Source organism: Prochlorococcus sp. MIT 0801, assembly GCF_000757865.1.
Taxonomy (GTDB): Bacteria; Cyanobacteriota; Cyanobacteriia; order PCC-6307; family Cyanobiaceae; genus Prochlorococcus_B.
In genome coordinates, this window is sequence record NZ_CP007754.1 from 1189267 (window position 1) to 1212812 (window position 23546).

General features: G+C 35.6%; 33 protein-coding genes and 1 tRNA gene. 20 read left to right on the forward strand and 14 right to left on the reverse strand.

Annotation, left to right across the window (positions count from 1 at the left end; all coding sequences use genetic code 11):
* The first annotated feature begins 156 nt into the window (after positions 1-156).
* The 7 genes from EW15_RS10920 to EW15_RS06535 all read left to right on the forward strand — a co-directional run bounded on the left by EW15_RS10920 (position 157) and on the right by EW15_RS06535 (position 3935).
* Positions 157-315 (forward strand): hypothetical protein, encoded by a 159-nt coding sequence (locus EW15_RS10920; RefSeq protein ID WP_156095768.1) that lies wholly within the window; start codon positions 157-159, stop codon positions 313-315.
* Positions 316-762, forward strand: coding sequence for a hypothetical protein (locus tag EW15_RS06520; RefSeq protein ID WP_038653375.1), 447 nt, complete (start codon positions 316-318; stop codon positions 760-762).
* Positions 763-797: 35 nt separating this feature from the next.
* Positions 798-2027 carry a S1C family serine protease gene (locus EW15_RS10335; protein WP_081930467.1) on the forward strand — a complete coding sequence of 410 codons (1230 nt, stop codon included), beginning with the start codon at positions 798-800 and terminating at the stop codon, positions 2025-2027.
* 51 nt (positions 2028-2078) lie between these two features.
* A complete protein-coding gene (locus EW15_RS11635; RefSeq protein WP_255327219.1) occupies positions 2079-2204 on the forward strand; it encodes a hypothetical protein in 126 nt (41 codons plus the stop codon).
* 80 nt (positions 2205-2284) lie between these two features.
* Positions 2285-3487 (forward strand): AAA family ATPase, encoded by a 1203-nt coding sequence (locus EW15_RS06530; RefSeq protein ID WP_052041188.1) that lies wholly within the window; start codon positions 2285-2287, stop codon positions 3485-3487.
* 56 nt (positions 3488-3543) lie between these two features.
* Positions 3544-3747, forward strand: a complete 204-nt coding sequence (locus EW15_RS10600) for a DUF2905 domain-containing protein (protein ID WP_071841060.1) — start codon at positions 3544-3546, stop codon at positions 3745-3747.
* Complete coding sequence (locus EW15_RS06535) at positions 3747-3935, forward strand: hypothetical protein (RefSeq protein ID WP_038653378.1); 189 nt, start codon at positions 3747-3749, stop codon at positions 3933-3935. Before EW15_RS10600 ends, EW15_RS06535 begins: the two co-directional genes overlap by 1 nt.
* 62 nt (positions 3936-3997) lie before the next feature.
* On the opposite strand, the gene EW15_RS10925 is transcribed toward EW15_RS06535, so the two are convergent.
* Together EW15_RS10925 and EW15_RS11315 are read right to left on the reverse strand one after the other, a co-directional pair.
* Positions 3998-4150, reverse strand: coding sequence for a hypothetical protein (locus tag EW15_RS10925; protein WP_156095769.1), 153 nt, complete (start codon positions 4148-4150; stop codon positions 3998-4000).
* Complete coding sequence (locus tag EW15_RS11315; RefSeq protein ID WP_197049663.1) at positions 4150-4308, reverse strand: hypothetical protein; 159 nt, start codon at positions 4306-4308, stop codon at positions 4150-4152. The genes EW15_RS10925 and EW15_RS11315 overlap by 1 nt, the downstream gene beginning before the upstream one ends.
* A gap of 184 nt (positions 4309-4492) precedes the next feature.
* Here EW15_RS11315 and EW15_RS06540 point away from each other — a divergent pair, with 184 nt between their 5' ends.
* Positions 4493-4798 carry a DUF3303 domain-containing protein gene (locus EW15_RS06540; RefSeq protein WP_038655309.1) on the forward strand — a complete coding sequence of 102 codons (306 nt, stop codon included), beginning with the start codon at positions 4493-4495 and terminating at the stop codon, positions 4796-4798.
* A gap of 73 nt (positions 4799-4871) precedes the next feature.
* Here EW15_RS06540 and EW15_RS11320 read toward each other — a convergent pair whose 3' ends face one another.
* Positions 4872-5009 (reverse strand): hypothetical protein, encoded by a 138-nt coding sequence (locus EW15_RS11320; RefSeq protein WP_197049664.1) that lies wholly within the window; start codon positions 5007-5009, stop codon positions 4872-4874.
* Between the two features lie 472 nt (positions 5010-5481).
* On the opposite strand from EW15_RS11320, the gene EW15_RS06545 reads away from it, so the two are divergent.
* From EW15_RS06545 to EW15_RS10690, 3 genes are all read left to right on the forward strand, one after another.
* Complete coding sequence (locus tag EW15_RS06545) at positions 5482-6699, forward strand: hypothetical protein (protein ID WP_038653381.1); 1218 nt, start codon at positions 5482-5484, stop codon at positions 6697-6699.
* Positions 6696-7460, forward strand: coding sequence for a hypothetical protein (locus tag EW15_RS06550; RefSeq protein WP_052041190.1), 765 nt, complete (start codon positions 6696-6698; stop codon positions 7458-7460). Before EW15_RS06545 ends, EW15_RS06550 begins: the two co-directional genes overlap by 4 nt.
* A 159-nt stretch (positions 7461-7619) precedes the next feature.
* Positions 7620-9842 (forward strand): DUF4214 domain-containing protein, encoded by a 2223-nt coding sequence (locus EW15_RS10690; protein WP_225866537.1) that lies wholly within the window; start codon positions 7620-7622, stop codon positions 9840-9842.
* Positions 9843-9854: 12 nt separating this feature from the next.
* On the opposite strand, the gene EW15_RS06560 is transcribed toward EW15_RS10690, so the two are convergent.
* From EW15_RS06560 to EW15_RS06590, 8 genes are all read right to left on the reverse strand, one after another.
* Positions 9855-10088, reverse strand: a complete 234-nt coding sequence (locus EW15_RS06560) for a hypothetical protein (RefSeq protein ID WP_038653384.1) — start codon at positions 10086-10088, stop codon at positions 9855-9857.
* A 238-nt stretch (positions 10089-10326) separates the two neighbouring features.
* Positions 10327-11928 carry a phage major capsid protein gene (locus tag EW15_RS06565; RefSeq protein WP_038653387.1) on the reverse strand — a complete coding sequence of 534 codons (1602 nt, stop codon included), beginning with the start codon at positions 11926-11928 and terminating at the stop codon, positions 10327-10329.
* Positions 11909-12043, reverse strand: a complete 135-nt coding sequence (locus EW15_RS11640; RefSeq protein WP_255327220.1) for a hypothetical protein — start codon at positions 12041-12043, stop codon at positions 11909-11911. Before EW15_RS11640 ends, EW15_RS06565 begins: the two co-directional genes overlap by 20 nt.
* Positions 12044-12365: 322 nt before the next feature.
* Positions 12366-13670 carry a VapE domain-containing protein gene (locus tag EW15_RS10340; RefSeq protein WP_052041191.1) on the reverse strand — a complete coding sequence of 435 codons (1305 nt, stop codon included), beginning with the start codon at positions 13668-13670 and terminating at the stop codon, positions 12366-12368.
* Positions 13671-13672: 2 nt separating this feature from the next.
* Complete coding sequence (locus EW15_RS06575; RefSeq protein WP_038653390.1) at positions 13673-14023, reverse strand: hypothetical protein; 351 nt, start codon at positions 14021-14023, stop codon at positions 13673-13675.
* 2 nt (positions 14024-14025) lie between these two features.
* Positions 14026-14280 (reverse strand): hypothetical protein, encoded by a 255-nt coding sequence (locus tag EW15_RS06580; protein ID WP_038653393.1) that lies wholly within the window; start codon positions 14278-14280, stop codon positions 14026-14028.
* 94 nt (positions 14281-14374) lie between these two features.
* Positions 14375-14566, reverse strand: coding sequence for a hypothetical protein (locus EW15_RS06585; protein WP_038653396.1), 192 nt, complete (start codon positions 14564-14566; stop codon positions 14375-14377).
* Positions 14567-14722: 156 nt separating this feature from the next.
* Positions 14723-14796: transfer RNA gene (locus EW15_RS06590), tRNA-Pro, on the reverse strand.
* A 316-nt stretch (positions 14797-15112) separates the two neighbouring features.
* On the opposite strand from EW15_RS06590, the gene EW15_RS10930 reads away from it, so the two are divergent.
* Positions 15113-15289, forward strand: a complete 177-nt coding sequence (locus tag EW15_RS10930; RefSeq protein ID WP_156095770.1) for a hypothetical protein — start codon at positions 15113-15115, stop codon at positions 15287-15289.
* 354 nt (positions 15290-15643) lie between these two features.
* Here EW15_RS10930 and EW15_RS11495 read toward each other — a convergent pair whose 3' ends face one another.
* Both EW15_RS11495 and EW15_RS10350 read right to left on the reverse strand, forming a co-directional pair.
* Positions 15644-16633: a prepilin-type N-terminal cleavage/methylation domain-containing protein gene (locus EW15_RS11495; RefSeq protein ID WP_052041192.1), complete on the reverse strand. Its 990-nt coding sequence runs from the start codon at positions 16631-16633 to the stop codon at positions 15644-15646.
* Between the two features lie 255 nt (positions 16634-16888).
* Entirely contained in the window at positions 16889-17824 is a 936-nt protein-coding gene (locus EW15_RS10350; RefSeq protein WP_052041193.1) for a prepilin-type N-terminal cleavage/methylation domain-containing protein, read from the reverse strand.
* Positions 17825-18810: 986 nt separating this feature from the next.
* Here EW15_RS10350 and EW15_RS06610 point away from each other — a divergent pair.
* The 3 genes from EW15_RS06610 to EW15_RS06620 all read left to right on the forward strand — a co-directional run bounded on the left by EW15_RS06610 (position 18811) and on the right by EW15_RS06620 (position 20892).
* Positions 18811-19209, forward strand: coding sequence for a hypothetical protein (locus tag EW15_RS06610; protein ID WP_038653401.1), 399 nt, complete (start codon positions 18811-18813; stop codon positions 19207-19209).
* 513 nt (positions 19210-19722) lie between these two features.
* Positions 19723-20223, forward strand: a complete 501-nt coding sequence (locus tag EW15_RS06615) for a hypothetical protein (RefSeq protein WP_038653404.1) — start codon at positions 19723-19725, stop codon at positions 20221-20223.
* Positions 20224-20601: 378 nt separating this feature from the next.
* Positions 20602-20892, forward strand: coding sequence for a hypothetical protein (locus tag EW15_RS06620; RefSeq protein WP_038653407.1), 291 nt, complete (start codon positions 20602-20604; stop codon positions 20890-20892).
* Positions 20893-20905: 13 nt separating this feature from the next.
* Here the strand turns inward: EW15_RS06620 and EW15_RS06625 are convergent, their stop codons facing one another.
* Positions 20906-21247, reverse strand: coding sequence for a hypothetical protein (locus EW15_RS06625; protein ID WP_225866538.1), 342 nt, complete (start codon positions 21245-21247; stop codon positions 20906-20908).
* 257 nt (positions 21248-21504) lie between these two features.
* Here EW15_RS06625 and EW15_RS06630 point away from each other — a divergent pair, with 257 nt between their 5' ends.
* From EW15_RS06630 to EW15_RS11335, 5 genes are all read left to right on the forward strand, one after another.
* The gene (locus tag EW15_RS06630) at positions 21505-21750 is read left to right on the forward strand and encodes a hypothetical protein (protein WP_038653410.1); all 246 of its coding nucleotides are present in this window, start codon (positions 21505-21507) and stop codon (positions 21748-21750) included.
* A gap of 117 nt (positions 21751-21867) precedes the next feature.
* On the forward strand, positions 21868-22038 hold the full coding sequence (locus tag EW15_RS06635) for a hypothetical protein (RefSeq protein ID WP_225866539.1): 171 nt from the start codon (positions 21868-21870) through the stop codon (positions 22036-22038).
* A gap of 188 nt (positions 22039-22226) precedes the next feature.
* On the forward strand, positions 22227-22502 hold the full coding sequence (locus EW15_RS06640; protein WP_225866540.1) for a hypothetical protein: 276 nt from the start codon (positions 22227-22229) through the stop codon (positions 22500-22502).
* Between the two features lie 258 nt (positions 22503-22760).
* On the forward strand, positions 22761-23006 hold the full coding sequence (locus tag EW15_RS06645; protein WP_225866614.1) for a hypothetical protein: 246 nt from the start codon (positions 22761-22763) through the stop codon (positions 23004-23006).
* A gap of 104 nt (positions 23007-23110) precedes the next feature.
* Positions 23111-23254 carry a hypothetical protein gene (locus tag EW15_RS11335; RefSeq protein ID WP_197049667.1) on the forward strand — a complete coding sequence of 48 codons (144 nt, stop codon included), beginning with the start codon at positions 23111-23113 and terminating at the stop codon, positions 23252-23254.
* Positions 23255-23546 lie beyond the last annotated feature (292 nt).

Consider the following 23546-nt stretch of genomic DNA (forward strand, 5'->3'; position numbering starts at 1 on the left):
CAATAGAAGAGAAAGATACAATAATAATAAATGACAAAAAACTAACACCCCACAAGTGCTTGCTGGTTCGTACAAATTAAAAGTGTAGACACATAAATTAAATGATTTTTTCTAACTTAAAAACCCTAAAATAACTACAGAAAAATTTCTAGCACTGTGAGATTCGAAAGAGAACTGGAACGTCTACGTCAACGGGTACAACAGATATCGATTGAACAAGCACCACCGACTCTTCGTATGGTGATGATTAAAGATGAAATAATTCCAATAGATCTAACCGTATGGGATTTACCCATAACAGTGGAGAGTAAATAAATGACTTTGACTGATTTCGAACCAAGAAGAAAAGGAAGACCTTCTATAGAAGAGATACCTCTGCCTCCTCACGTACAAAGAGCACTTGTTCTCAGAGGCAATGGATCGTCATGGAAAGATGCTGCTGAATCAGTAGGGATGGATTATCGAACACTCAGGAAATACGTCAGAGATCATCCTGATGCAAATGAGTTCCTGGAACGTCAAACACAAGACGCTTTAGATCAAAGCCATAGCAAACTCATTGCTGCAGCACCTGCAGCGGCACAAAGATTAATCGATGTAATTAATGACGAGGGCAATAGAGGTTATGTAGTTGTTCAAGCTGTTGAGAGTTTATTTAGGATTATTGATCGAGGTATTACAGATCGAGAGAACGCTGAGCAACTCAAAGAGATTAGAAACTCTATAAATGCTCTTGAAGGTGGAAAGATAATTAATGTCTGAATGGCCTAGATAAGCTAGAAAGGTAGAAAGAAGTAATGATGTTTATGCAACTAAGGCTATTACTCTTTCTTTCTCTTCTACCCTCAATATTCTTCATAGAAGCTAAGTCCTTTGGAGTATTAAGTGATAACTGCAATGCGAACAAATACACACCAGCTGAATTATTTAAATCGAAAGTAAATTCCGTCGTTGTTATCACCTCTGAAGGAAGTCAAGGGAGTGGATTTGTAGTTGAAAGACGCAAAGGTCATTCTTATATACTTACCAATGCTCATGTTGTCGGTAATAAAAAACGAGTAGACGTTAAATGGAATGATGGAGAAGTTGATCGAGCAGAAGTAGTTGGGAACTTGGGGGGGGATAAACTTGAGAGAGATCTTGCATTAATTAAAGTCGCTGGAACGAAAGGAACACCAATAAAACTTAGTAAAAATTCGCCAGAAGTTGGTTCTGATGTCGTCGTGATTGGAGCACCTAGTGGTCTCGAATTTAGTCTGACAAGAGGTGTTGTTAGTCAAATTAGAGATCGAGAGAATTTTGTCCAAATTGATGCCCCTGTAAATCCTGGCAACAGCGGTGGTCCTGTATTTAATAATGGTGGATGTGCGATTGGTGTTGTTACCTTCAAATCTGGTGAAGGGACAGAGGGACTCAACTTTGCTATCGGGAATAAGCAAATAACAAAGTTTTTAAAAAATCCAATTATTGATGAAGAGGCAATTAATAAACAAACACTTGCGAATCTCCCATTACCACCAAAATCAATTGAAGGACCATTCCCGCCTTTTGAATTTGAATATGGAGAAACTTACAGTCAAATACAAGTTAACAAAGGGAATAAAGAATGGACTACTCTCACTGTAACAACTGAATTGTCACCTAATAGAGAGCCAAAAACAAATCGATTAATGATAGAAAATAAATCCATCAGAAAAGATGAAGACTGGTTTTCTGTAAAAGCTATAAGAAACGCCCTATCAACCTTTGCCGAGGTCACCGTTCAAAAAACAGGTCAAAAAGTTTATCTCTCTGGTTCCTACCCTTTTGAAAGAAAAATCAATTGCAAAGATCAAATAGTTCAGCATGGTCCAACAACTTATAAAGGGAGAACAACGGGACCAACTAACTATTACAAAGTTGGTCCAGGCTGGTTTATGACAAAGTACGAGATCAAAAAAGGCAAATTAGTTGATCTGCCCGGGAACAGCAAAGAAGTCGATCAAATGGAAAACGCTGCTTTGTTTAATTATTTTTGCAAAGGCTAAAAACCAAAATATTCACAAAGGACACATACCACAATCCTTCAAAAACTTCACATGAAATCTCAGGAATTATCTGCTGAAGAACAAGCTCTCTGGAATGAGGTTGAAGAAAGAATTGATCGTAATTTGAAAAAAGAATTATTTGAGAGGCTTAAAGAGTATGGTTTGAAAATTGAATAAGTTTTTATGTGATATTTGTTTTAACTAGATCAGCTAGAAAGGTATAGAGATCTATATTCCTCATACAGAAAGAGTCCTAAATGAAGCCAGACTTACGAATCACTGATCCTGATGATTTCGAGAAAGTCGTAGCAAGACAATGTATGACTTTGGGCTACGAAGTCGTAATGCCAACAAAAAACAATCCCGGATACGACATTGAATTAATTAAAGGGAAAGAAAGAATCGCTGTACAAGTTAAATGTCATAAAGCAAAGCAAAACACAGGTCAATACAAAAAGTTTGTTGCTTTTTTAGAACTTCCAATAGCTTCAAATTTCACTAGTGGATGGTTTATCTCGCAAAGTGGATATAGCAAAAATGTTTTAGCTCTTGCTGAAGCAGATCGAGAGCCAAATCTAAAGCTAGGAACTTCCTCACAAAGAGGAATCAAATGGAATTATGACCCTGATTTAGCCCCAGGAGAAAGCCCTGAAGAAGAGAAAGAAGAGGATATAGAGGAAAAGAATGTAAAAGATGAAGCAGTCAAATATTTTGGAATTTTCACTTGTAAAGGAGGTGTTGGGAAAACGACTGTTGCAGCTCATCTGGCTGGTGCATTCGCAATAATGGGTTATGACGTAATCCTGCTAGATCTTGATCCTGACAGGAATTTGAGGAAATTGTTTCTTCAAGATCAGGACTCTGATGAAGATGCTTCTTTGTATATCCCCCCCAATAAAAAAGGTTTTTCAGGAGCAACAATCACTGTCTTAAATGCCGACGAATGGGATGAAAGGTCATATTCCGAAAAAGTCGTTATTTGTGATTGCTCTCCTGTCCTTTCCGAAAATCCTAAGTATCTAATAAGAAAATTTGATTATTGCGTAATACCCACAACCCTTAATCCTCTTGGTATCGCAAAGAATGGCGATGTGATCACAAGAACTTTCAAACATATTAGAAAAATGAATAACAAGGCTGAAATGTTTTGTTTGATCAACTCATATAGCGGAGCTCAATCATACGAAGAAAGAAATAAACATCTATTAGCCTTGGTTGAAAAGCCAATCAAGGAATATCAAAAGAACGATCCAAAATGTCAACTTATACATCCTGATTATGTGAAGATTAGAGAAAGTAGAGCTCTTCGATATTGGGGGTATCACCTTGTCGATGGATCTCCACCTCAATTAGCTTTCAAATCTGTTGCTAATAGAAGTGCTCCAAGAACTGACTTCATGCAATTAGCAGAATATTTAGAGGATCACACCTCAATCACTTCAACAAGAGAACTTGATTAAGGGTTAATGAGAAAAGAATTTCTCTTACCAGTCGACCTAACTGCAAGGAACTATTAATGCAAAAAATGCTAATCACAGTAGGACTACTGATCGCATCAATAGGTGTTCTATATCCTTACTTAAAACGAATAGGGTTAGGACGATTGCCTGGGGACATCATTATTCGAAGTGAAAACTCATCTTTTTATTTTCCAGTAGTTAGCTGTATTGCCATCAGCCTGCTTCTTTCAGTCATTTTTAATTTATTTCGATCCTCCTAATGAGTTTCGCTGATAACTGGGCCAGGGTTTTTGTTGTGATTACTTTTCTAACTTTTGGAGAAGCTCAGATCATTGGTGGCATCGTTCCGAACCTTATTGCTTTTAGCTTGTTTCTTGGAGCAATTGGATACTTTGCTTTAACTGGAAAAATGGCTGAGATGTTTGGTATTAAAAAACGGCCCAAATAAGATTATTCCTCCACCGTTTGACCGCCGATTGCTATCGAAAACGCAGGAATGAAATGACTCAGTCAATCCTTATTATCAAATTCTTCTTCTTTCTGGATTTTAATTTCAACTCTCATATTCATTCCTAAAAAAACAATGATGACTCCTATTACCGGAAGCCAAAGGCCAAATTGTTTTGATTCAGCTGCTGCTTGATTAAAAATATCAGGAGTCATTATTGATTAACACTCCATTTATCTTGATAAGGAAGTTGGTAATCCTCTTTATTCATAGGAATCCAACTCCAATCAACGCAAATGGTTATTTGATAACCAATTACATATAAAGCAAGCATTGCATTGAATAAATTTATGTGTTGAACGGGAGCATCCATAATTATCACTAAAAAATTTCACTAAATATTCTCACAGAAGATAAGAATGTAGTTGACGGAAAATACTACACAAATTCATCCGTCGGGAGGCCACCTCGAAAGTTACTTGATGTTAATTGGAAGACTTTTTGCATCTTTCATCTCGATTTTCGTTAAAAATCAAATTCAAATATATTTTTCTTCAATGGCTCTTTTTAAACTTGACTGGGCATTTCCTACTCAGGAATCATCATTTGCAGGAGGAGAAAAATTTCTTGAATATCTTGAAGCTGGTGGTCCAGCTGACGAAACTGAAGGTTTTAAAATTCTTTGGCGTGTAACCAACCCACTTAATGGAACAGGTAGCTTCGTCGCTGAAGCAACTGATATCAGCAAGATGTGGGAACACGCTGCTCCTTGGATCAAAGGGTTTGGATGTATGTGCGAAGTAGAGGCTGTGTTCTCAGACGAGCAATTTGTTACTACTGCGAAAAAAATCTACGCATCTTAAATAATTGACTTATCTATAGTTGAAATCATTTTTGGATGAATACTCAGGACTGACTTAGCTCAGTCCTTTTTTATTAGTTGGCCATCATATAAAAAAGGAATCCTGCAAGAATAGTTAGCTTTGCACCAATGCCGTATGCAATTATTTTTCCAAATTTTGATCCTCTGGAATAATCAGACCAATGATTATCAGCCTTATTACTTGAAGTCATTTCTAATTAGAGAAAAGGTTTAGCGAGAAAAGGAAGTTGCTATGCAGTACACCTTCCTTAACTCTCATTGGATCAATGCTCACTGATAACCAATGTTCAAGGAACATAACTAGAAATTCATTATTCCTCTAGGCCGGTTGAGGTAGGGCTAACCAACACAGAGAGGTCAAAACCATTGCCACTAAAGACAAGTAACTACTCGGGAGATCCCGCTGAGATCCCAGTCTCATTTTTGCATTAAAAAAGACAGGCTGGGGAACCTGTCTCTGACTGATCGGGGCGACAGGATTCGAACCTGCGACCTAGTGCTCCCAAAGCGATAGGTTTGATTAAGCTATAACTTGTCTTTAAAGCTATAACTCTAATTATATCTACAGTTTCTTTCTAATACTTTCTAATACTTTCTAAAATATGGTTGCTTTTTCCCAAGTTTTTCCCAATAATATACCTAGTGCCTACAACGTTTTGATAAGTGCCACAAACCAAGCAAAAAGAAGAATGGGTTAAGCACTACAAAGACCAACTAAAAGAATTCTTTGGCAAAGGTTCTGGTTGGTATGTATCGCAAAGTGCTGGAAATATTAAATTAGAAGTTCTTGTTAATGGAAAAAAGGAAAGTAGAACTCTTCCTTATAAATGGAGCAAATCTGGCTTTGCTGTTGGAGTAGAGGAAATCAAGCAAATATTTAAAAGGTTCCATACTGGAAAAACAACAACGCTTGCTGGTGCTTGTGACATCACCAGTGCATCCAATTCAACAATTGAGACTAACTGGGAAGAACTATTTACTGCTTATAAAAAATTTGTACCGCAAGCCTCTGCCAAAACATGGGGAAAAAGTTATTACAAGACATCTGAGCAATTAGAGAAAGCAATAAAACCGCCTGTTTTAAATCAAGTGGAAAGATTGATGGCGAAAAAGAAAAAGCCTACAAATGGAACTGAATTAATGATGCAGGCGTTGGAGCCTTGGGAACAAGGATCAAGAGCAAGGCAAATTTCTAGAAGAGTATTAAAAGGATTTCTTGAATGGGCAGTATTAAATGCAAAGCTCACCGCGAATTTCGCTCCGCCTGCTGTTATTCCAGAGATCAGAGATGATAAAAGAATTGGTTATGCCTTAAGTGATATTCAGATTCTTTCGTTAATAGAAAACGAACCGGATGATAAATGGAAATATGTCTACCAACTTTTAGCGGTATTTGGATTAAGGCCAGCAGAATTAAAATATCTAAGAATTATTGATGGTGAACTTTGGTGTACTTACGGGAAAAGCATGGGTGGGAAGAAAGGTAAGAAAACAAAACGTAGAAAACTATCACCTATTCCTTTAAAAAATATTGATGGGAAAGCCATTGAATTCAACCTTATAAAAAGAATCCAACTTGGTGAAGAAATGCCACCTCTAGGGCGTGAAGGTGAGACAGCTATGGCACTTAGAACCCATCTAAGAGGATGGAAATTATGGAAGCAATACAGAGAGGAGGCAACAAAAATCGATGAGGTTCTCGTCCCTTATACGTTTAGGCATCGATACGCAAAAGCTAGTCATGCTTTGGGTTTTCCAATCAAAAACATTGCTGAAGCAATGGGACACACAGCCGAAGTCCACCTCGAAAATTATGCAAGATTTCAACCAGATGGAACTACCGAAATGTATAAAGCTGCCTTTGAAGGGATAGCAGCATGAACACCAAAGACCTAGCCAAAAAAATTCAATATTTTGATGATTGCTACAGGAAAGGAGAGGCCAAAATATCTGATGTTGAATTTGATCAGCTAGTTAAACAACTCAAAGCAAGAAATCCTAATCATCCTGCAATTAATCCAGAAGGTATGAAACTTCTTTCACTTGGTAATAGCTGCTTTTCCGAATGGTGGGCTGAGAAAGCTAGAAATGAAACCATGATTGTTCAGCCTAAATTTGATGGCTGCGCTCTTGGCCTTAGATACCAATCTGGAACATTAGTAGGAGCCTTTACTAGGAGTGGGAAAGATGTAACCGAGGCAGCTAGAACTATTGCAAATATTCCTCTGGAGCTGCCTGAACTTGGTGAGTCAGTAAGTGAAAGTCCAGTAGAAATTAGAGGCGAATTATATGGGCCAAATTTAAGTAGAACTAAAAGCCAAGCATTAGCAGCTGGTCATTTAAGAAAGCGAGTTCCCACAGGTATGGGGCTTTCTTTCGTGGCTTATGAAATTCTTGGATCAACTCAAAATGAAATTGATGATATTAAAAAATTAGAATCGTGGTTCTTTGAAATTCCGCCAACAAATAGAACTGCAGATCCAAAGCAAGTTAAAAAATGGCATAAAGAATGGTTGGCTGGTGAATTATTTGAGAATCTTCCTTGTGACGGAATTGTCGTCAAAGTTGCGTCTGGAGCAGCCAAACAAAGACTTGGTGTTAATTCAGTTGCACCTAATTGGGCATTGGCTTTGAAGGATTGATGTCTGACTAAAAAAACATTGAGCTAAAACTCTTGATTAAATAAAGAAGCAACTAAGAGATTTTTTAACTTTTGATATGGGTTTATCAATTAAGAACTAAAAGGCTCAGACAAGTTGATATAGTAAAAATATAAAAACTATACACTTAATCGGACTGATATGACTCTGAGTGGTGTTACTGCATCTGGAAGCAAATATACAGTCTCAGTTATCAATCGACCTGCAAATTTAAACGTAAGCGAATCCCTTTTAGCCCTAAATGGTGAAGCTGCAATTAAATATATTGGAGAATATCTCAAATGGCAGGGAACACTAGATATTGGTATTGAATTTGATATCAACAATACAGTTAAGAATTGGGAGGAAACTGGCAATGCATATGCCTGTCATGGAGGACATGTATTCGATAGTAAATCAGGAGAATACAGGACAGCTGCATATGTTGAAGCAACAACTGGTATAGATACAACAGCTAGTAATGGAAGGGAAATAGATGCGGGAACATGGATTTCAAGTTGGGTAACTGATGTTCTTTGGAAAGGATATGGAGATGAAACAGCATACATAGTTGATGACTATAGTTACTCTCTTGATGCAGTCGAGGAAAATCCAACAATATCTAATTCAGGAGAAATGAATTTCTTCGCCGTGATGGTTCATGAAATTTTTCATGGCTTAGGATTCTGGGCAATAAATAACCCTACCTTCTCTCCCTTTGATTTCGACATTATTGGTGACAATGGCTATGTCACTGGAACCAATATCAATAAGGTATTAGGCACTTCAATGCCTTGGAACCTGACCCAAGCACATCATGCATTAGGAGATTCAAAACATAATCTTATGTATGAAAGAAAATCGGGAGCGAAGTATCAAATAACAAATTTAGACCTAGCTGTTCTTGCAGACTATGGATGGGAAATCTACAAATGGGCTGAAAAATTTGTCAGATTATCTGCAAATAATAATGTCGTTTCAACTGGAGCCGATGAAGGCGAATCAATCACCATAAATATAGACACTGATCATATTGTTGGTGGGGCTACATATAATTATTCAATTTCTGGTATTTCAGATTCAGATTTAAGTTCTGGCTCAACAAATGGATCGGTCACAGTTGATTCAGATGGAGATACAACTATAACTTTTGGCTTAAAATCTGATGCACTCACTGAAGGAATAGAAAATTTAATTTTTTCTATTGATGAAGAAAGTATAACCATTCCAATCAATGACACCTCTTTAACTAATCAAACTCCATCTAATATCAGCCTCTCATCTTCTTCCTTTAATGAGCATATTGCTGCAGCTTCTACGGTCGCAACTCTCTCAACGACGGATGCTGATTCATCCGATACGCATACCTACTCCTTAGTAACTGGCTCAGGTGATACCGATAATGATTCATTCACCATTGATGGTTCATCTTTAAAAATCAAAGCTTCTCCTGATTACGAGACAAAATCTTCCTACAACATTCGCTTACAAACAACTGATAGTAGTGGTGAAACCTACGCCAAAACATTCACGCTTTCTGTTAATGATATCGATGAATTCACCGCAACCATTTCAGGAACATCCAGCACTGATAGTTTACAAAGTACGAGTGGTAACGATTCAATCGATGGGCTAGGTGGTACAGATACAGTTACTTATACCGCCAGCTTCTCCAACTATTCCTTTACCCGTGGCACAGACACCCTACAAATAGCCGATCAACGTACGACAGGTACAACCGATGGAACCGATACTCTTAAAAATATTGAATACATTCAATTTACTGATCAAACAGTAGAAGAATCAAAAGTAGACGTAGTTAAAACCTATAGCGGTAATTTTAGCGATTATAAGTTCTACAACAAAGGTAATGGTAAATATGAGATCAAAACTGATTCTGGCTATGACGATATCACTGGCTATCCTCTACTAACATTTACAGGAGAAGCAACAACTAGCTCCTTCCGTGATGTAAGTGCCATTGTTGATATCAAAGGGACATTTGACCAAGTCACTGGTTTAGACACAGACGATGCAAAGATGTTCCGTTTATATAACGCTTCTTTCAAACGCCTTCCAGATCCTGATGGGTTGAAGTATTGGATTGGTAAATATAGTTCTGGAGAGAATGATTCAAGAGCAGTTGCATCTTCTTTCTTAGTTTCTGCAGAATTTAAGGAGCGATACGGAGAGAACGTTTCTAATGCAAAGTATGTTGAGACTCTTTATACAAATGTCCTTGGTAGGGACTATGACCAAGATGGTTATAACTATTGGCTAGGTAATTTAAATGCAGGTACTGAAACAAGATATGAACTCCTTTTAGGCTTTGCAGAAGCAGCAGAAAACAAAGCACTCTTTACTGAGATGACTGGTTTTGGTTGAGACGTGTATTTTTTAAAGCACGTTATAAACTCTTCTTTGAATATTTCTTCTAATTTTTTGTTCTAAAGGTATACATCCTTGAGGTTGGAGTTGGAAGAATACTCTTCCTGAAATTGACTCGACTACATAATCATCAAGTTTACCCTTATTTAACAATCTATAGAGGGTTTTAGTAGATTTATATCCTAATAATCGTGCTGTCTGGGAGATAGTGAAAACTTCGAAGGTTCTTGTTTGTTGTTTCATCTTACGTTTTTTACATTTGCGTAAACAGTAGTTAATGCTATACTTCTCGGCTTTTCTGTTAAAGATCCGTGTAAAACCGTGTCCATATTTAGTGGCCTGTGCTTACTGGAATTTTGGGCCCCGAAAGTAACCTCATCAAAACGGCCAGAGAAGATCCATCACACCATATATAGACAATAATAAGGGGGGGGAGAAACACTCCTGAAACTCCCCCCAATTTATTATTTAGTAATAAGAATTAGGTAGCAATGGCGTCAACCATTGCAGCAAATGATTGAGGGTGCCTAACAGCTATATCGATTGATTGTAAGGCTCTAATACCTGTTGTTCCTTTTGCAAAGTCTGTATATGGATCAACAAGAATTTCTAAGTTACCCCACATTCCAATCATTAAGTCTGCAAAGTTTCCATAAATAATTGCACTTAAATTTGATCCAGTGCCTTTAGATAAGTTGCTTGGAACATTGTTGCTAACAACTAAACGTCTACCGCTGATCCTTGAATCACCTAAAGATGCACCATAAGGATTTAATAGATAATTACTTTGATCGTCTTTAAGTTGTGATAGTGCTGCTTCAACTTTGGTATTAGTTAAATAGCCAGCCGTTGAGACATCAGCGTTATCAATAGAGATTTCTTTTTTTAGCTCAAGTAAATGATCAATTGTTGGTGCAAGACCATTTGTTCCACCTGCAACGCTACCTATTCCACTTGTGTTGAGAATTCCTCTAGGTTGATTAGATGATCCTGTTCCTGTAATAGCAGCTAAATCAATTGCCTCTGCAATAACAGCTAGGAAATCACTTCTTACTAAACCCTCTATCTCTGGTGTTGCCTGTAGATCCATTAAATGACTGAATTTGCTATATGCACCAATGGTTTTGGGTGTCATTGCAATACTGCCTAAAGCTCCAGTTGACTCAGTAATTGAGTCAGAATTGTCTGCACCAATCCAATAGGCACTGGCTGATCCACTACGAGTAGGAATATCGACATTGCCCACTAATGATGGAAGCATTGTTGCTCCAAGTTCAGCTACAGCAAGGCTGTTTCTGAGACTATCTACAAATCGATCTGCAAGATGTTCAGTCGCAATCAGATTGCCACCAGAAGCAGCAGTGCCAGCCACATAAGCCCTTGTAGACCAACCGTTAGAAGGGACGAAGAAGCCTTGAGTTCTTTTGCCATTAACTCTTTCAAGTTCTGTATTTATTTCTAACTCTCTTCCAGATAAACCTCTGCCAGATGCGATACCTTTTGCAGCTTGAATAATAGAGAAATTATCTGATTCTCTTGCAAACTCATCTGGAATAGATGTGTTGATTGGTTCGTAGTTTGAAACTGGAGTTGTTGTCATTTGATTAGCAGGAATTGATGTGGAACGATTAACGCCAATAGATGGATCAGCAGGGATTGAAACGATGCTCAACTCAACTGGTTGCCATGAAATAGCTCTTGTTATTTCTTCGTCTTGCTCTACTTGATTGACTTGATATCCAACAGAAATATTTTCCAGAATATTATTTTCAACATCTTTTCTAATCTCTAATGCTCTTGGATTAGTCGCCCATTTAATAGTGGCTTTGCCTCTCTTGTCTTCGATCCAAGCTTTGGTGACTTTGCCCAAAACTTGGTTGGGATCATGGTTGAACAATAGTGGAGCTGCACCTGTATTTAGACGAGTTAAATCAACAGATTCCTCATCATGGTCGAGTACTTCCTCTCCAAAATATCTTTCTACTGGTTGCTCACTACTAAATGAAAAAGTGAGATTATCCCGTTCTGTTTGAGCATCCATGGGAAGAAATCTCCTTTTGATTTCAACGGTTTTTGTAGTCATTCCTTTCCTCTTTTTGTAATTGCAGATAACGTCTTCTCATTGGTGAAGTAAGAGCATCATCTAGGACGTGTTTGCACACTCTTGGTGTGTCGTCATCAACTAAAAGCTGAGTCATAAAATATTGCGAATAATATATTTTATCTGTAAAAACTATTGGTATAGCTGTTGTTTTGGTGGGTAAATGAAATTAAAAACTAAATAGTATTATATGCCAACTAATAACTCTTAATTAATGTTAAAACGACTAAAAATGTCTTAAAACAGCTTAAATACATATTTCAATTTCGATACATAATTAATGCTGTCTCGGTGCCTCAGGTGTCTCGGCATTTTCTATACCTTTCCCAGTATTGTTATCTATCTATAAATTACTACCTTCAACTTTATTATCTGAGACACTGAGGCGGAAGGGCTAAAGCCCAACCACCAGAACAGGTTTACCCCGCCTCGGAAGAAGCCAAATCTACTGAGGCTTCTGAGGCAGACTTTCTCCATAGTCTTGGTTGCTTGACTCCATTAATTCGTTTTTGATTTTTATCTTGGACGAAACCTAATTCTCTTAGAGCGTTACCAGCTTCCTTACAATCGTGAGCTGTTATACGACCACGATCTCTGCAACCACTTAAGTGGAGAGCTGTTTCTGCAGAGAATCCATCTGATCCTTGCTTATTTACCCACTCATACAAGCTTGAATAAAAAGGATGCTCAGCTTCAAAGTCACTATTATTCAACTCTGATTGAGCATGTTCTTCAGGAGACAGATAACACTTGTAGCCATTTAGATAAGCGAGGTGAGCAGCTTTCCAAATTCGATCACGATCTTGTTCTATTTTTTCAAGATTAATCTTTTGGTTTGGAAGGCTGATGATATTGAATCGTCTATTACCAGTTGGATCAACGAGAAAATCCAATCGGTTGCATGTGCCTACAAGGATGCTGGGCCTTGGGAAAAGTTGAACATTTCTTCCATATGGAACTCTGAATGTATCTGAGGAACTACTAAGTAAGCCTTTTAAGCTACCCGCATCTTTTTTATTGGTGAGGTGATCTAGTTCTTGAATTTCATGAACCCATCCTCGATGAAGTTGCAGGTAAGCATCCTTCCCCTCACCAATAGTGGTATCAGAGAACCAATCTTCACCAACAAGAGTTTTAAAACAAGCAGATTTGTTAAGACCTTGCGGACCCTGAAGTATCAGTGCGGTATCGAATTTAATTCCAGGTTTAAAAACTCTTGAAACTGCTCCTACCAAACAATTGGCCAACATTCTGTTGTACAAAGATTTGCTTTTGTGATTTTTATCTATTGCCAAATACTCTTCAGCAAGAGTATTAATGTCCGCTTCAAATAGGTGATTGTTAGCTAATAAATCAAGAAGGTATTTTTTTATTGGATGATATGGATTTTTTTGACAGGCAACAATAAAAGCATCGACAGCGGCTTCACTGGTAATTTTAAAACCACGATCAGACAGATGTGTTGATAATTTATCGCTGAATACTGGTTCTATTCTCTGTCCATCAAGTTCTGGCTCCATTGATAATTCATTCCATGCCAGCCTCGCTCCAAAGTGCTTATTGAGAAGAGTACAAAAATCACCAGCGTGTAACTTTCTTCTTTTTCCCAAAGATATCCAACCCCACATCCAACCAACAATTGGATTAGTTGAATATGTTGGTCTATTTGGGTCAGGGAAAATCTCTGACTCTTCTTGTCCAAAGACTTGAATTTCTTCAATCATTTTTACAACCCCACTGCTTCAATTCGATCAATTACGTCACTAAGATTTTTTGCATATTGCTCGTGTATTCGGTGCTGTTCAAAAGTGATCTTGATTAACTCTTTCTTTCTGTTGAGGTTGGCTTCGGCTAGAGCTGTATAACCAGTTTGTAATTCTTGAATTTGTGAAACTAGCGAATAATTCTGAGCGGTTGTCTCGGCTAAATGCTCAATAACGAAATTGAAATCAGCTTTGCTCCACTTTTTCATTAAGTAATTTTTTAAATCCTCAACAGTCAGATTGGTTAGGATTGGTGCAGGGTATTCGGACTTCTCGTTTTCTTGTGACGAGGGGCCTTTTTTTTGTGATGTCATTTTCAAGCACCCATTTTTTGATAGGTGGCTATCCCTTCGGCTGCTGTAAGAGGAGCCTCTTCAGTAATTTTTGTTTGCTCAATTTGCCAATTTCTAATTTCGTCAACATTGAACAAAACAGTTGAAGCTTTTTTGCCAGTGCTATACAACCAATGCTTGCCAGCTTCTAATTCACAAGTATTTTTGAGGCTCCACAAAGTTGCCTCAGACATTCCCAGCATTTTTGATGCTTGAGATTTTCCAAACCAAGAAATCACTATTAAATAAGTAGTACCGATTATTTGAGACCCGCCCTTTTTCCTCCGTGGAGCCAAATCTAATTAGATCTGGAAGTCTCTCTTCTTTTTAAAATCATTTGGTCAATCCAGCTTCTGGGGCTAATCCGACACCTAATCCAGAAACACGAAAGTCAGTTACCTTCACTTGGTTCACAGGCAGAACTTCCGCTTCTCCTGATCTTTTGTTTTTGCTTGGGAAGAGAGTGAACTCCTTTTGATACCCAAACGTAGGGGTGCTTGAAATTAGAAATCTAATCTTGGCCAAAAGCTAGCTTGATAAATTCCAATCTGCAACAACATATTTAAAAGTCTTGGGAAAAACTAGAAGAATTCAGGCTGTCACTAGACGCTTTTCCCAATTTTTTCCCAAACTACAATTTCCCATTAAAAAAGACAGGCTGGGAAACCTGTCTATGACTGATCGGGGCGACAGGATTCGAACCTGCGACCTAGTGCTCCCAAAGCACCCGCGCTACCAAGCTGCGCCACGCCCCGTCAACCAAGATTGTAGCCCCTGATAGCTGCTAAGAAAATATAAATTCCCTAAAGCTTGACTCAATAATGATCAAATAGAATCATTTAGAGAGTTTTGTCACTCGCTATCTATCTAAAGAAAGTTAATGAATAGCCAATAAAGACGAATTAAAACGGCGAGACTATGAACGTGAATATTCTTATAAAAAATAGACTATGAAAGTCATCTGTTCATTCGAGAAGGGAACTGCTTAAGGATTTCCAGATTTTCATGTAAAGATCATGTACCAAAGATATCCAGTAACACTATCCTCAGTGTATATTCGTAATGATTTAGATGCCACCTACACCAGATAGGACGTTTATTTACTCCGAAATCATCCAGCATACAACTTTGGAACTAATGACCAAGCTGACCGAATATCCATCTCCAGAGAAGCAAGAAGCACTTATAGAAGCTCAGCGAAGTAATGCAGAAGTGAGGGTGCTAAGAAAGCAACCGAATATCTTATAAGCACCCCATTTTAATATTTCCTTATCACTCGCTATCACTCATTAAGGGTTTGTCGCATTAAAAAAGCCCTGCTACTACAGGGCTGTTGCTTGTCTAAAATTCCGCTCCCAAAGCACCCGCTCTACCGAGCTGCTCCACGCCCTGTCAATTAAGATCGTAGCCACTGATAGCTGCCAATAGAAAATAAATTCTCAAAAATTTTGACTAATAATAATGAATTACAATTTTGCAATGATTTTTTGACCTTATTTTTCAAGCTTTCCTACAAAACAATATTTATAAACATCTAAAAAAATATAGTTTTTTTTTAGATTCCAAGAACTATTTTTTGAGGAATACTAAGACAAATTCTGATCAATTACATATAGGGACTTCTGCAATACCCCAATTGTAAGGCCAATAAGCATCATCTTCTAATCCATAATATTCTTTAGGGTTGACTGGTTCTTGCCACCATCCATTTAATCCCCCATGTCTTTCTGCATGACCAGAGGGATCCTTCATTAACAAATGGAAACCTCCTGCTTGTCCACTCTGATGATATTGATTATTCCAGCCACCTTGCCCTGCCCCATAGGGGGATTCAAAATCTTCATCTAAATCATTACCATTAGCCCAATTAAAATCACCTTCAGAATCTGAACTCAATCCAATCCAAGCTCCTGCACGAAGTCCATCTCCCCAGTTAGGATCAGGCGAAGACAACTTATCTGTATAAGTATCTATTAAATACTGATTCTCATCTGTGTTATTTGGAGTCGTTAAAAAGCCACCTAATTTCTGGGCGTTATCATTAGCCTCGGTCCATGATGAACCTTTGATTAAAACATAAGCCGAACACCCTCTTTTAGATAAAGAGTCGGGCATTATGACATCAGCATTTTTGATTATCAATCCTTCAAGAGACTGGTCATCAGAAGAACCACAAATTGCATTTAAACAAGCATTAAAGTTTATTCCACTTAACCCTTTAAATGAATATGACAAAAGATTTGTACTAGCCTCAAGAATAAATGAAGGAAAAACCGATGAATTGCTTGGGGTAGCGCTAATTAATCCATTTGATTGATTACCACTACAACTATTTGAACCATCAGATTGGATTTGATAAGAATTTAAATTGCTTGAAGTAAATGTACCTGCGTTACCCGTATCAATTCTATTAATTTCACATTCAGTTTGAATTTGTTTCATTGCTGCCAATGCAGCAGTCGCCTGAGCTTTTCTCTGGAAGCAGCTAAACGTGGGGATTGCAATCGCAGATAGGACTGCCAGTACAGAAACAACAACTACTAGTTCAATCAAAGAGAATCCTTCTTCTTTTAAGTGATTCTTTAAAACCATTGGATAATAGATCTAAGGCATTAAATGTATTGTTTTTAATTCTGGCTAAATAAAAAAATGTCGACTAACATTTATAGTATATCTATACAAAACGTGTTCTATTTATAGCTTTACAAACTAGAGACTCTGGCCTCTATCAACTATCAAGAAATCCTTGGGCACTAAAAACAGTGAATAAGTTAATAAATCCTTTATTTGACAGATAGTGATTTCGAACTGCGACCTAGCGTTCCCTATGCAAATCAAATATGGCTTTTAATTACATGCTAGCTCTACCATTCCTTGTCCATCATGTCTTGTAGCAGGGAAGTCATTCCATGTGATGTCTCCGTTTTGTTGTATTACAAGTGAGCTGAAATTACCATCCCAGTCCATTCCTTCACCTATGCCCCAGAAGCCAGGGCGATAAGAAGAACTTTCCCCTGAGACCCAACCGTCTGAATGACCTGCAGCATTTTGAAGCTTCTCGCCTGTATCACCGCTTCTTGTGAGACCAATATGTATATTTCTAACCCCCCATGAATCCTGTGGGATATTTTGCCCAATCTCTAGATAGGTTTCAGCTATCCATCTATCCTCTGCCTCATCATTAATTGTGACCAAATTACCTCCAATTGCTACTGCATTCGCCTGAGCATCACTCCACTTTGGTCCGTCAACTAAGACATAGCATGAATTATTTCTCTTGAAAAAAGTGTCTTTTTGTACAAATTCATAGGATTCTAATTCAGTCTGAAATTCCGTTGTACTCCCAGCATTTCCATTAAAACAAATCATACTTAAACATTTCGAGAAATCAGTTCCTGTCTCCCCTTTAAAGCTATATGTTAGTTGACTATTGTTAATAGCCAATATGAAAGTAGGTAATAAGTTTGTATCGTTTGGTATTGCACTAATCAGTCCGGTTTCCGAGACACCTCCGCAACTGTTACTGCTAGTTCCATCTGATTGAATCTGATAAGAATTTAAATTGCTTGAAGTAAACGTACCTTCGATACCCGTATCAGCTTTATTAATTTCACACTCAGTTTGAATTTGTTTAATCGCTGCTAAAGCAGCAGTTGCTTTTGACTTACGCTGAAAACAATTGAAAGTAGGTACTGCAATTGCAGATAATACAGAAAGCACAGAAACTACAATTACTAGCTCAATTAATGAAAAGCCTTTTTCTGATTCATTTTTCATAATCATTAGGACTAGGAAATAATCAAACTTATTTATTAACTTTAATTCTGGCTAAAAATTTAAATAATTAAACTATTTAAGCTAGAAATTATATAATCATTAAATTATTGTCACCTAAAAGCCTAAAAACTTGGCAAAATTATTTTAAGTTTTTACTTATGAAGTTATTTGGGAATCAATCTGTCGAATTTATCAAAACCGAATGATCAGAAGGACAAGATTAAAACATGCGGTCTAGCTCTCCAAAAGCATCCGCGCTGCCAAGCTGCGCAACGCCTAACTTACGAAATTGATCTTAAGGCTTCAATGATGCTTAAGTACAAGAATTAAAAAACACAACCAAATACACCCGTGTAAAAAGCATTAGTCAGGTTCTCTTCTTGGTAAGTTTGAGCATTGCAGTTAGAAAAATCAGAAAAAACCTGACACATTTAAATTTAGCCCAAAAAACTATGAACTCGTGGTAATTCCTCCCAATAGCTAAGATTAAAACTGTTAACAGTGAATCCTTTGGCCCCTCATTTAGATCACCCTTTCTTAGTATTTACTTGGCACTTACTTGTAGGGTACCTTCTCACTGTTAGTTGTGACTGGAACTGGATTCCTTTGAATAACGAGGAGAAAAAGAGGGGTCCATCTCTAGATCAAATTAGAGGTAAAATATTTAGCTGAAAAGTGAACAAATAAAAAACTTTTACTCGAGAAACAGATGTATTAATTAAAGATTAGTTTAATAGTTTTTAGGAAGTTGATAAATAAAATTGCTCAAAAGGTAGGAAAAGCTCATATCTCCTTTAATTGTAATAGCATTAATATAAGTAAATGAAGTTATTTATTTGATTTTAAAAATGTTTTTTCTCTAAAAATATTTAATAGGATAATTTTATAGATTCATTAAAACACATTTAAAAAATTAGTCATTTTTCTCTCCTTTTTTAATCACAGAAAAGGGAAAATCCTTTCATAATAAATGTATCTATTTAAGTTAGTCAGTGAAACTGATACCAAATTTTGCTGAATTGCTGCATGACGTAAAATTACCAACGGCTGAAAAATGCTTTTTTATTGAAGAAGGCGATGAAAAGTACATCGAGAAATTGATAAGTAAAGGAGAACTCACATGCGACTTAGAAAAACTCTTCAATTGGATCAACCTAGAGTACAAACTGAAGAAAAAAAATTTAAATAACGAAGAAAGACAACTTGCTGAAGAAGTAAAAAAGAGATTCCCTGTGGACAAATGGCGTGTTATAAAAATCTTTAGTGATCATCAACAAAAATATCGATACTACAAAAAGGCAATTGAAGACGTGAAAAGACGAACAACTCCTCGTATGAACGAACAAGCAATTATGACTATTTTCAGCCCAGGCCGGGGTATAAATACCTAGGTATGGTATAATTACTTATGAGTTATTAAACATTTGAATTTCATGATTAATAAGTATCCCTTGATTCCTTTCCTTATTTTCGCCGGAGCACTAGTAAGCACAGCAACAATTGGTTTGCCAGTATTTGCTGGATAATTACAACAAAACCAAAAATCTCTCCAAACAAAAGATATTGCCCTTTAACTTAAATAAAGAAAAAAAAAGAAAATAGTATTCAACTTTATTTTAATTCAATACGAATATAGTTAAATAAATTTTTTTTATTTAACTTTAATATTATTTCTCTAAAATTGCATACCAATAATTAAATAGAAAATACGAAGAGTATAAAAATATCCCTAGGTAAACCCAATTAAGCCACTCAGGCCGCTTATTACCGGTAGCCATTAAATCTAATTAATATACTATCAATATATTATACTTATACATATAAGGTTTGACTCTTAGCTGCTAAAGCTTTACGTTAATTCTAAAAGTTAAAAACCAAAAGTAATTACATAAGGGGAGGTATTTATGAAAAAACAATATAAGTTTCTCCAAAAGCACACGAATGAATTCATTACCACTTTCAAAAGTTTAAGAGGAAACATATGGTCATTAAACTTTCCAGTTTTTCTTTTTGATAGAGATTGGTTCAGGCTCAAAAAAATTACCCTTTATGATTTAGCCAAAGAACTTAAACCAGACAATTCACAGGAAGCACCTGAAATAATTCAATATCAACAATTACTCAATGATGGTCACGATCATTTACTTGCAATTCAAGAATGTTGGAACGAATTTGGAATTGAAGATTTTCATCGATCCCTTAGAAACTCTTCTGAGTGGAAATTAAAAGGAAATAATGGATGGACATTCAAAAAATACGCTGAACTTATAACTGGATATAGAAATATTATTGAAAGCAAAGAAATTCTTATACCAATAATTATTTTAGGCAGGAATAAAAATGAAGATCACCAACTTGAATGGATAAGCGAAGAATTCATTTCTGAACTTACATTCGCAGATTAAAAATATAGAAAAGCTTTATATAAAGAAGTTTCAAGCAATAGTTAAATCATCCGATCTCGTTCCCCACTCTGTATCTTCCAAAAGATCAGAGTAGCAAGAGGCATTTACCAAGTTATATTTTTGAAATTTCCAATCTGAATCTTCAAGGTAATCTGAGTACTCAAATGTTTTCGCAAGAAGAGAGAATTCCTTACTAAAAGGGCACATGGAGATTATGCAATTTTTTCAATCATTCACACTACCAGGGCTAAAAGCAACTGAATATTATAATTCCTAAATATTTAGATAGAATAATTAAGTAGCAAAACAAGGAATTACATCAATTTAAATGAAAGCCTGTAATAGAATATTTAACGATAAAGACCTCTTTAAAAAACAATGGGTTACATCAAAAAGGAAAAGCAAGGAGAATTTGATTTCGAGAAGCTCCCTGAGGGTATATATTTCTTTTCAGGCAAAGAGGGATTCGTAAAAGTAGAAGTAAATAAAGATGGACATCAGTCTTGGGATTTACAAAATTGGTTTGACTCTTTAGATCCAGACAAAGATGAGGCGCAACATCAAAAAACAATTCAAGACATCAAAAGAAGATTAAACGCAGATACTGGAATTATTAATCCCTCTGAAAAACAGGAGAAGAAAAAATTTTTAAACCTCTTTAGCAAATAAGCAAACTCTAAACTTATTCAAGAAATAGAAATATTCGATTTACCGCTAATCCAATTAGAAAATATCTTAACAATGTACACCAAGCATATAAATATACACATTGATAATCTGTCTTTGAGACTTCTTCACCTTTGTGAATTAATAAAAGATTAAATCTATAATTTGAATTATTTTTAACAAGAAGAACGACACATAAAACTAATGATACCAAAACATTCTCATTCAAAAATAAAATGAAGGCAATAAAAAAAGATATATTTGAAATCAAGTCAATTAATGGAATAAATGTAGCAGGCAAAACCAGAAGATTAGAAAAAATATATATAACTCTGCTATAATTTAGCCAAGAAGACATTTTCTAAGATAAATATATATCTATCTTTAGCAAATAATTAAGCTAATGGCAATTTTTCAAGTCAAAACTCATTAAAGGGTAAATGAATAAGCTATAAATAATCTAACCTATTAAGAGAAGGCAGAAGTCAATAATAGGAAATACAAGGTATGTACAGAAATATAAGGTATTTGTCTAACATGTCTTTATATGTATTTTTTTTCATAAATCTAAAAAAGCCTTTAAAGAAGTTAATATTAAAGTAAAGAACTAATAAAATGGAAATATTTCTGCTTCTTTCTTTAATCCTTTTAACGGTTTTTTTTGTTTTCAAAAAAGTTTTTTATTCGGCAAAGAGAAATCTTTTCAAGAATCAAGCGGAATGGTTTAGCAAAGATATAAAAATAAAATACAGTAAATCAAAAGAAATTTCAGCATTAAAAAAGCATGATAACTATCTAAAAATAATTGCTGACGAGTCAAAATGCTTTTTAGACGAACAATCAAGTCAAGATTATGAGTGAAACCTATTAAATTAAACTATAAAAAAACAGAAACTCTCAATTTAATTAAAAATGTACTATCAATTATTATTCATTAATAATATATATTTCCTTTTAATAAAGAATATTTTACTTGATATGACGATAAATAATCCTATTTTCATTTTTGCACTCATAATAGTTATTTGGTTCATTCCAGGAATTTTAGTTAGAAGGATTAATGAATTAAAACAGATAAAGAAAACTAAAAAGAGACAAGCTGATGCTATTAATAAACTATATCCAAATCCAAAAGATTCTTCTAATTAACTAAAAAATGATATTGTATTTATTAAATTTTAGACTATAAATAAACAGATTTTTAGAATATTAGATCTTTGTGTAAAGTGACTTATGTTGTTTTAATATTAAAGCAAAGTCATCAAATATATATCTTTTAATATTAGAAGTATTTTTTAGATATAATGAGTTAATCTAATAAGAAAGAGATTCTGTTGATGATGGTAAGGAAGCTAGGACAATATGGTGGCTACTTACTTAGTGGAATATTAATAGCATGGCTAATAAATCCAATAGCAGCGCTAGCTTTTCTTGAGATTTTTCTAAAAATGACGTTATTAATATCTATTCCTATCTCAGGAGCTTATTTGTTAGAAAAGATTATCCTTTTAAAGCATCAAAAAGCATGGAATATAATTCTTCCTACATGGATAATATTAAGTATCTATTTCAGTTTCAGGTTAGTTAAATTAATAGAAAGCCTTATTGATTAAATATTTATATCTTTTTTTAAGATTATTGAGGAATTATGTTTTATGAATAGATAGTTAATTTATTTGGCGATTATAAATTTATTCTAATCTAATCAGACAATTACGAATTCAAAAAATTATTTTCATAAAATCAAGAATAGTACCTAATTTTATTCATTCATAAAATCCATAGCATTTCTAGAAGTTAAAATATCCGACCTTGTCGAAAGAATTCATGCTTTATGGATAATGATTAATACAGTAAAAAATTTGAACAACATGGTGCTTCCTTTTCTTACTGCAATATTTTTCCCTGATTATGGTTATCAGGGTATTCCCTGGGATTTGTACTTACTTCATTTTTTCTTCTTTGCGATTGTAATTCCATTTCATGTAATTATTTTTGCTGCCCGTAGCGCTCAGACCGTCAAGCCAAACGGAGTAAAGGACTGGCTTAAGTGGGAATCCAAGGCAACTAAAGACGACTTGGATTCAATGTTTCCAAACGATTTCCCTACCGCTTAACTCTCTAAAAAGCCTTTTAAAAATGTCCGAATTTATCAAGGTGCTACAACTTCATTAAATTTGGGCAATTTTAGGTTTATATATATACCTGCATCTAAAAAAAAATGCTTCATTTGCCATTCTTAACCTTTGCTTTAGGAGGGGGAAGCCTCTCAGCAACAATTGTCGGTGTTGGATCCCTAGTTCTCTTTGGACTTGTTGGTGTAATTGCTGGGCCAAATCTTTCTAAATTTGATTCTGAAGCTTAGGGAGATAGCCATTATTTCAAAAAGCTTTTGCTAAGCTTCCCAAATAGACATATTTTTAGATTTTAAAAATCTATCTAGGGAATCCAATTCTTTAACAGAACTTTCTTCCATCAAGAGTTTTAACCTTGGTGGAATTTTTTTATATACATTTGCCAAAAAATACCTCAAAATCCATTACAAAATCTATGAAAATATAGATAAAATGGGACCTCACAGAGACAATCAAAATAGTAAGATAGATTAGTAAAACTTATAGCTTCTATGATCGTCTATTATGAGGCTTGATTAGTTG

What these genes read in the sequence shown, in the direction of transcription:
- EW15_RS06620 (WP_038653407.1), top strand. Translation starts at nt 20,602, where the DNA reads ATGGGTTACATCAAAAAGGAAAAGCAAGGAGAATTTGATTTCGAGAAG.
- EW15_RS11335 (WP_197049667.1), top strand. Translation starts at nt 23,111, where the DNA reads ATGCTTCATTTGCCATTCTTAACCTTTGCTTTAGGAGGGGGAAGCCTC.
- EW15_RS06530 (WP_052041188.1), top strand. Translation starts at nt 2,285, where the DNA reads ATGAAGCCAGACTTACGAATCACTGATCCTGATGATTTCGAGAAAGTC.
- EW15_RS06575 (WP_038653390.1), bottom strand. Translation starts at nt 14,023, where the DNA reads ATGACATCACAAAAAAAAGGCCCCTCGTCACAAGAAAACGAGAAGTCC.
- EW15_RS10350 (WP_052041193.1), bottom strand. Translation starts at nt 17,824, where the DNA reads ATGATTATGAAAAATGAATCAGAAAAAGGCTTTTCATTAATTGAGCTA.
- EW15_RS06560 (WP_038653384.1), bottom strand. Translation starts at nt 10,088, where the DNA reads ATGAAACAACAAACAAGAACCTTCGAAGTTTTCACTATCTCCCAGACA.
- EW15_RS10340 (WP_052041191.1), bottom strand. Translation starts at nt 13,670, where the DNA reads ATGATTGAAGAAATTCAAGTCTTTGGACAAGAAGAGTCAGAGATTTTC.
- EW15_RS11315 (WP_197049663.1), bottom strand. Translation starts at nt 4,308, where the DNA reads ATGGATGCTCCCGTTCAACACATAAATTTATTCAATGCAATGCTTGCT.
- EW15_RS11495 (WP_052041192.1), bottom strand. Translation starts at nt 16,633, where the DNA reads ATGGTTTTAAAGAATCACTTAAAAGAAGAAGGATTCTCTTTGATTGAA.
- EW15_RS06640 (WP_225866540.1), top strand. Translation starts at nt 22,227, where the DNA reads ATGATGGTAAGGAAGCTAGGACAATATGGTGGCTACTTACTTAGTGGA.
- EW15_RS06615 (WP_038653404.1), top strand. Translation starts at nt 19,723, where the DNA reads ATGAAAAAACAATATAAGTTTCTCCAAAAGCACACGAATGAATTCATT.
- EW15_RS10925 (WP_156095769.1), bottom strand. Translation starts at nt 4,150, where the DNA reads ATGACTCCTGATATTTTTAATCAAGCAGCAGCTGAATCAAAACAATTT.
- EW15_RS06565 (WP_038653387.1), bottom strand. Translation starts at nt 11,928, where the DNA reads ATGACTACAAAAACCGTTGAAATCAAAAGGAGATTTCTTCCCATGGAT.
- EW15_RS06535 (WP_038653378.1), top strand. Translation starts at nt 3,747, where the DNA reads ATGAGTTTCGCTGATAACTGGGCCAGGGTTTTTGTTGTGATTACTTTT.
- EW15_RS11640 (WP_255327220.1), bottom strand. Translation starts at nt 12,043, where the DNA reads ATGACTCAGCTTTTAGTTGATGACGACACACCAAGAGTGTGCAAACAC.
- EW15_RS06635 (WP_225866539.1), top strand. Translation starts at nt 21,868, where the DNA reads ATGACGATAAATAATCCTATTTTCATTTTTGCACTCATAATAGTTATT.
- EW15_RS06645 (WP_225866614.1), top strand. Translation starts at nt 22,761, where the DNA reads ATGGTGCTTCCTTTTCTTACTGCAATATTTTTCCCTGATTATGGTTAT.
- EW15_RS10690 (WP_225866537.1), top strand. Translation starts at nt 7,620, where the DNA reads ATGACTCTGAGTGGTGTTACTGCATCTGGAAGCAAATATACAGTCTCA.
- EW15_RS06550 (WP_052041190.1), top strand. Translation starts at nt 6,696, where the DNA reads ATGAACACCAAAGACCTAGCCAAAAAAATTCAATATTTTGATGATTGC.
- EW15_RS06630 (WP_038653410.1), top strand. Translation starts at nt 21,505, where the DNA reads ATGGAAATATTTCTGCTTCTTTCTTTAATCCTTTTAACGGTTTTTTTT.
- EW15_RS11320 (WP_197049664.1), bottom strand. Translation starts at nt 5,009, where the DNA reads ATGACTTCAAGTAATAAGGCTGATAATCATTGGTCTGATTATTCCAGA.
- EW15_RS06540 (WP_038655309.1), top strand. Translation starts at nt 4,493, where the DNA reads ATGGCTCTTTTTAAACTTGACTGGGCATTTCCTACTCAGGAATCATCA.
- EW15_RS10930 (WP_156095770.1), top strand. Translation starts at nt 15,113, where the DNA reads ATGCCACCTACACCAGATAGGACGTTTATTTACTCCGAAATCATCCAG.
- EW15_RS06625 (WP_225866538.1), bottom strand. Translation starts at nt 21,247, where the DNA reads ATGTCTTCTTGGCTAAATTATAGCAGAGTTATATATATTTTTTCTAAT.
- EW15_RS11635 (WP_255327219.1), top strand. Translation starts at nt 2,079, where the DNA reads ATGAAATCTCAGGAATTATCTGCTGAAGAACAAGCTCTCTGGAATGAG.
- EW15_RS06520 (WP_038653375.1), top strand. Translation starts at nt 316, where the DNA reads ATGACTTTGACTGATTTCGAACCAAGAAGAAAAGGAAGACCTTCTATA.
- EW15_RS10335 (WP_081930467.1), top strand. Translation starts at nt 798, where the DNA reads ATGATGTTTATGCAACTAAGGCTATTACTCTTTCTTTCTCTTCTACCC.
- EW15_RS10600 (WP_071841060.1), top strand. Translation starts at nt 3,544, where the DNA reads ATGCAAAAAATGCTAATCACAGTAGGACTACTGATCGCATCAATAGGT.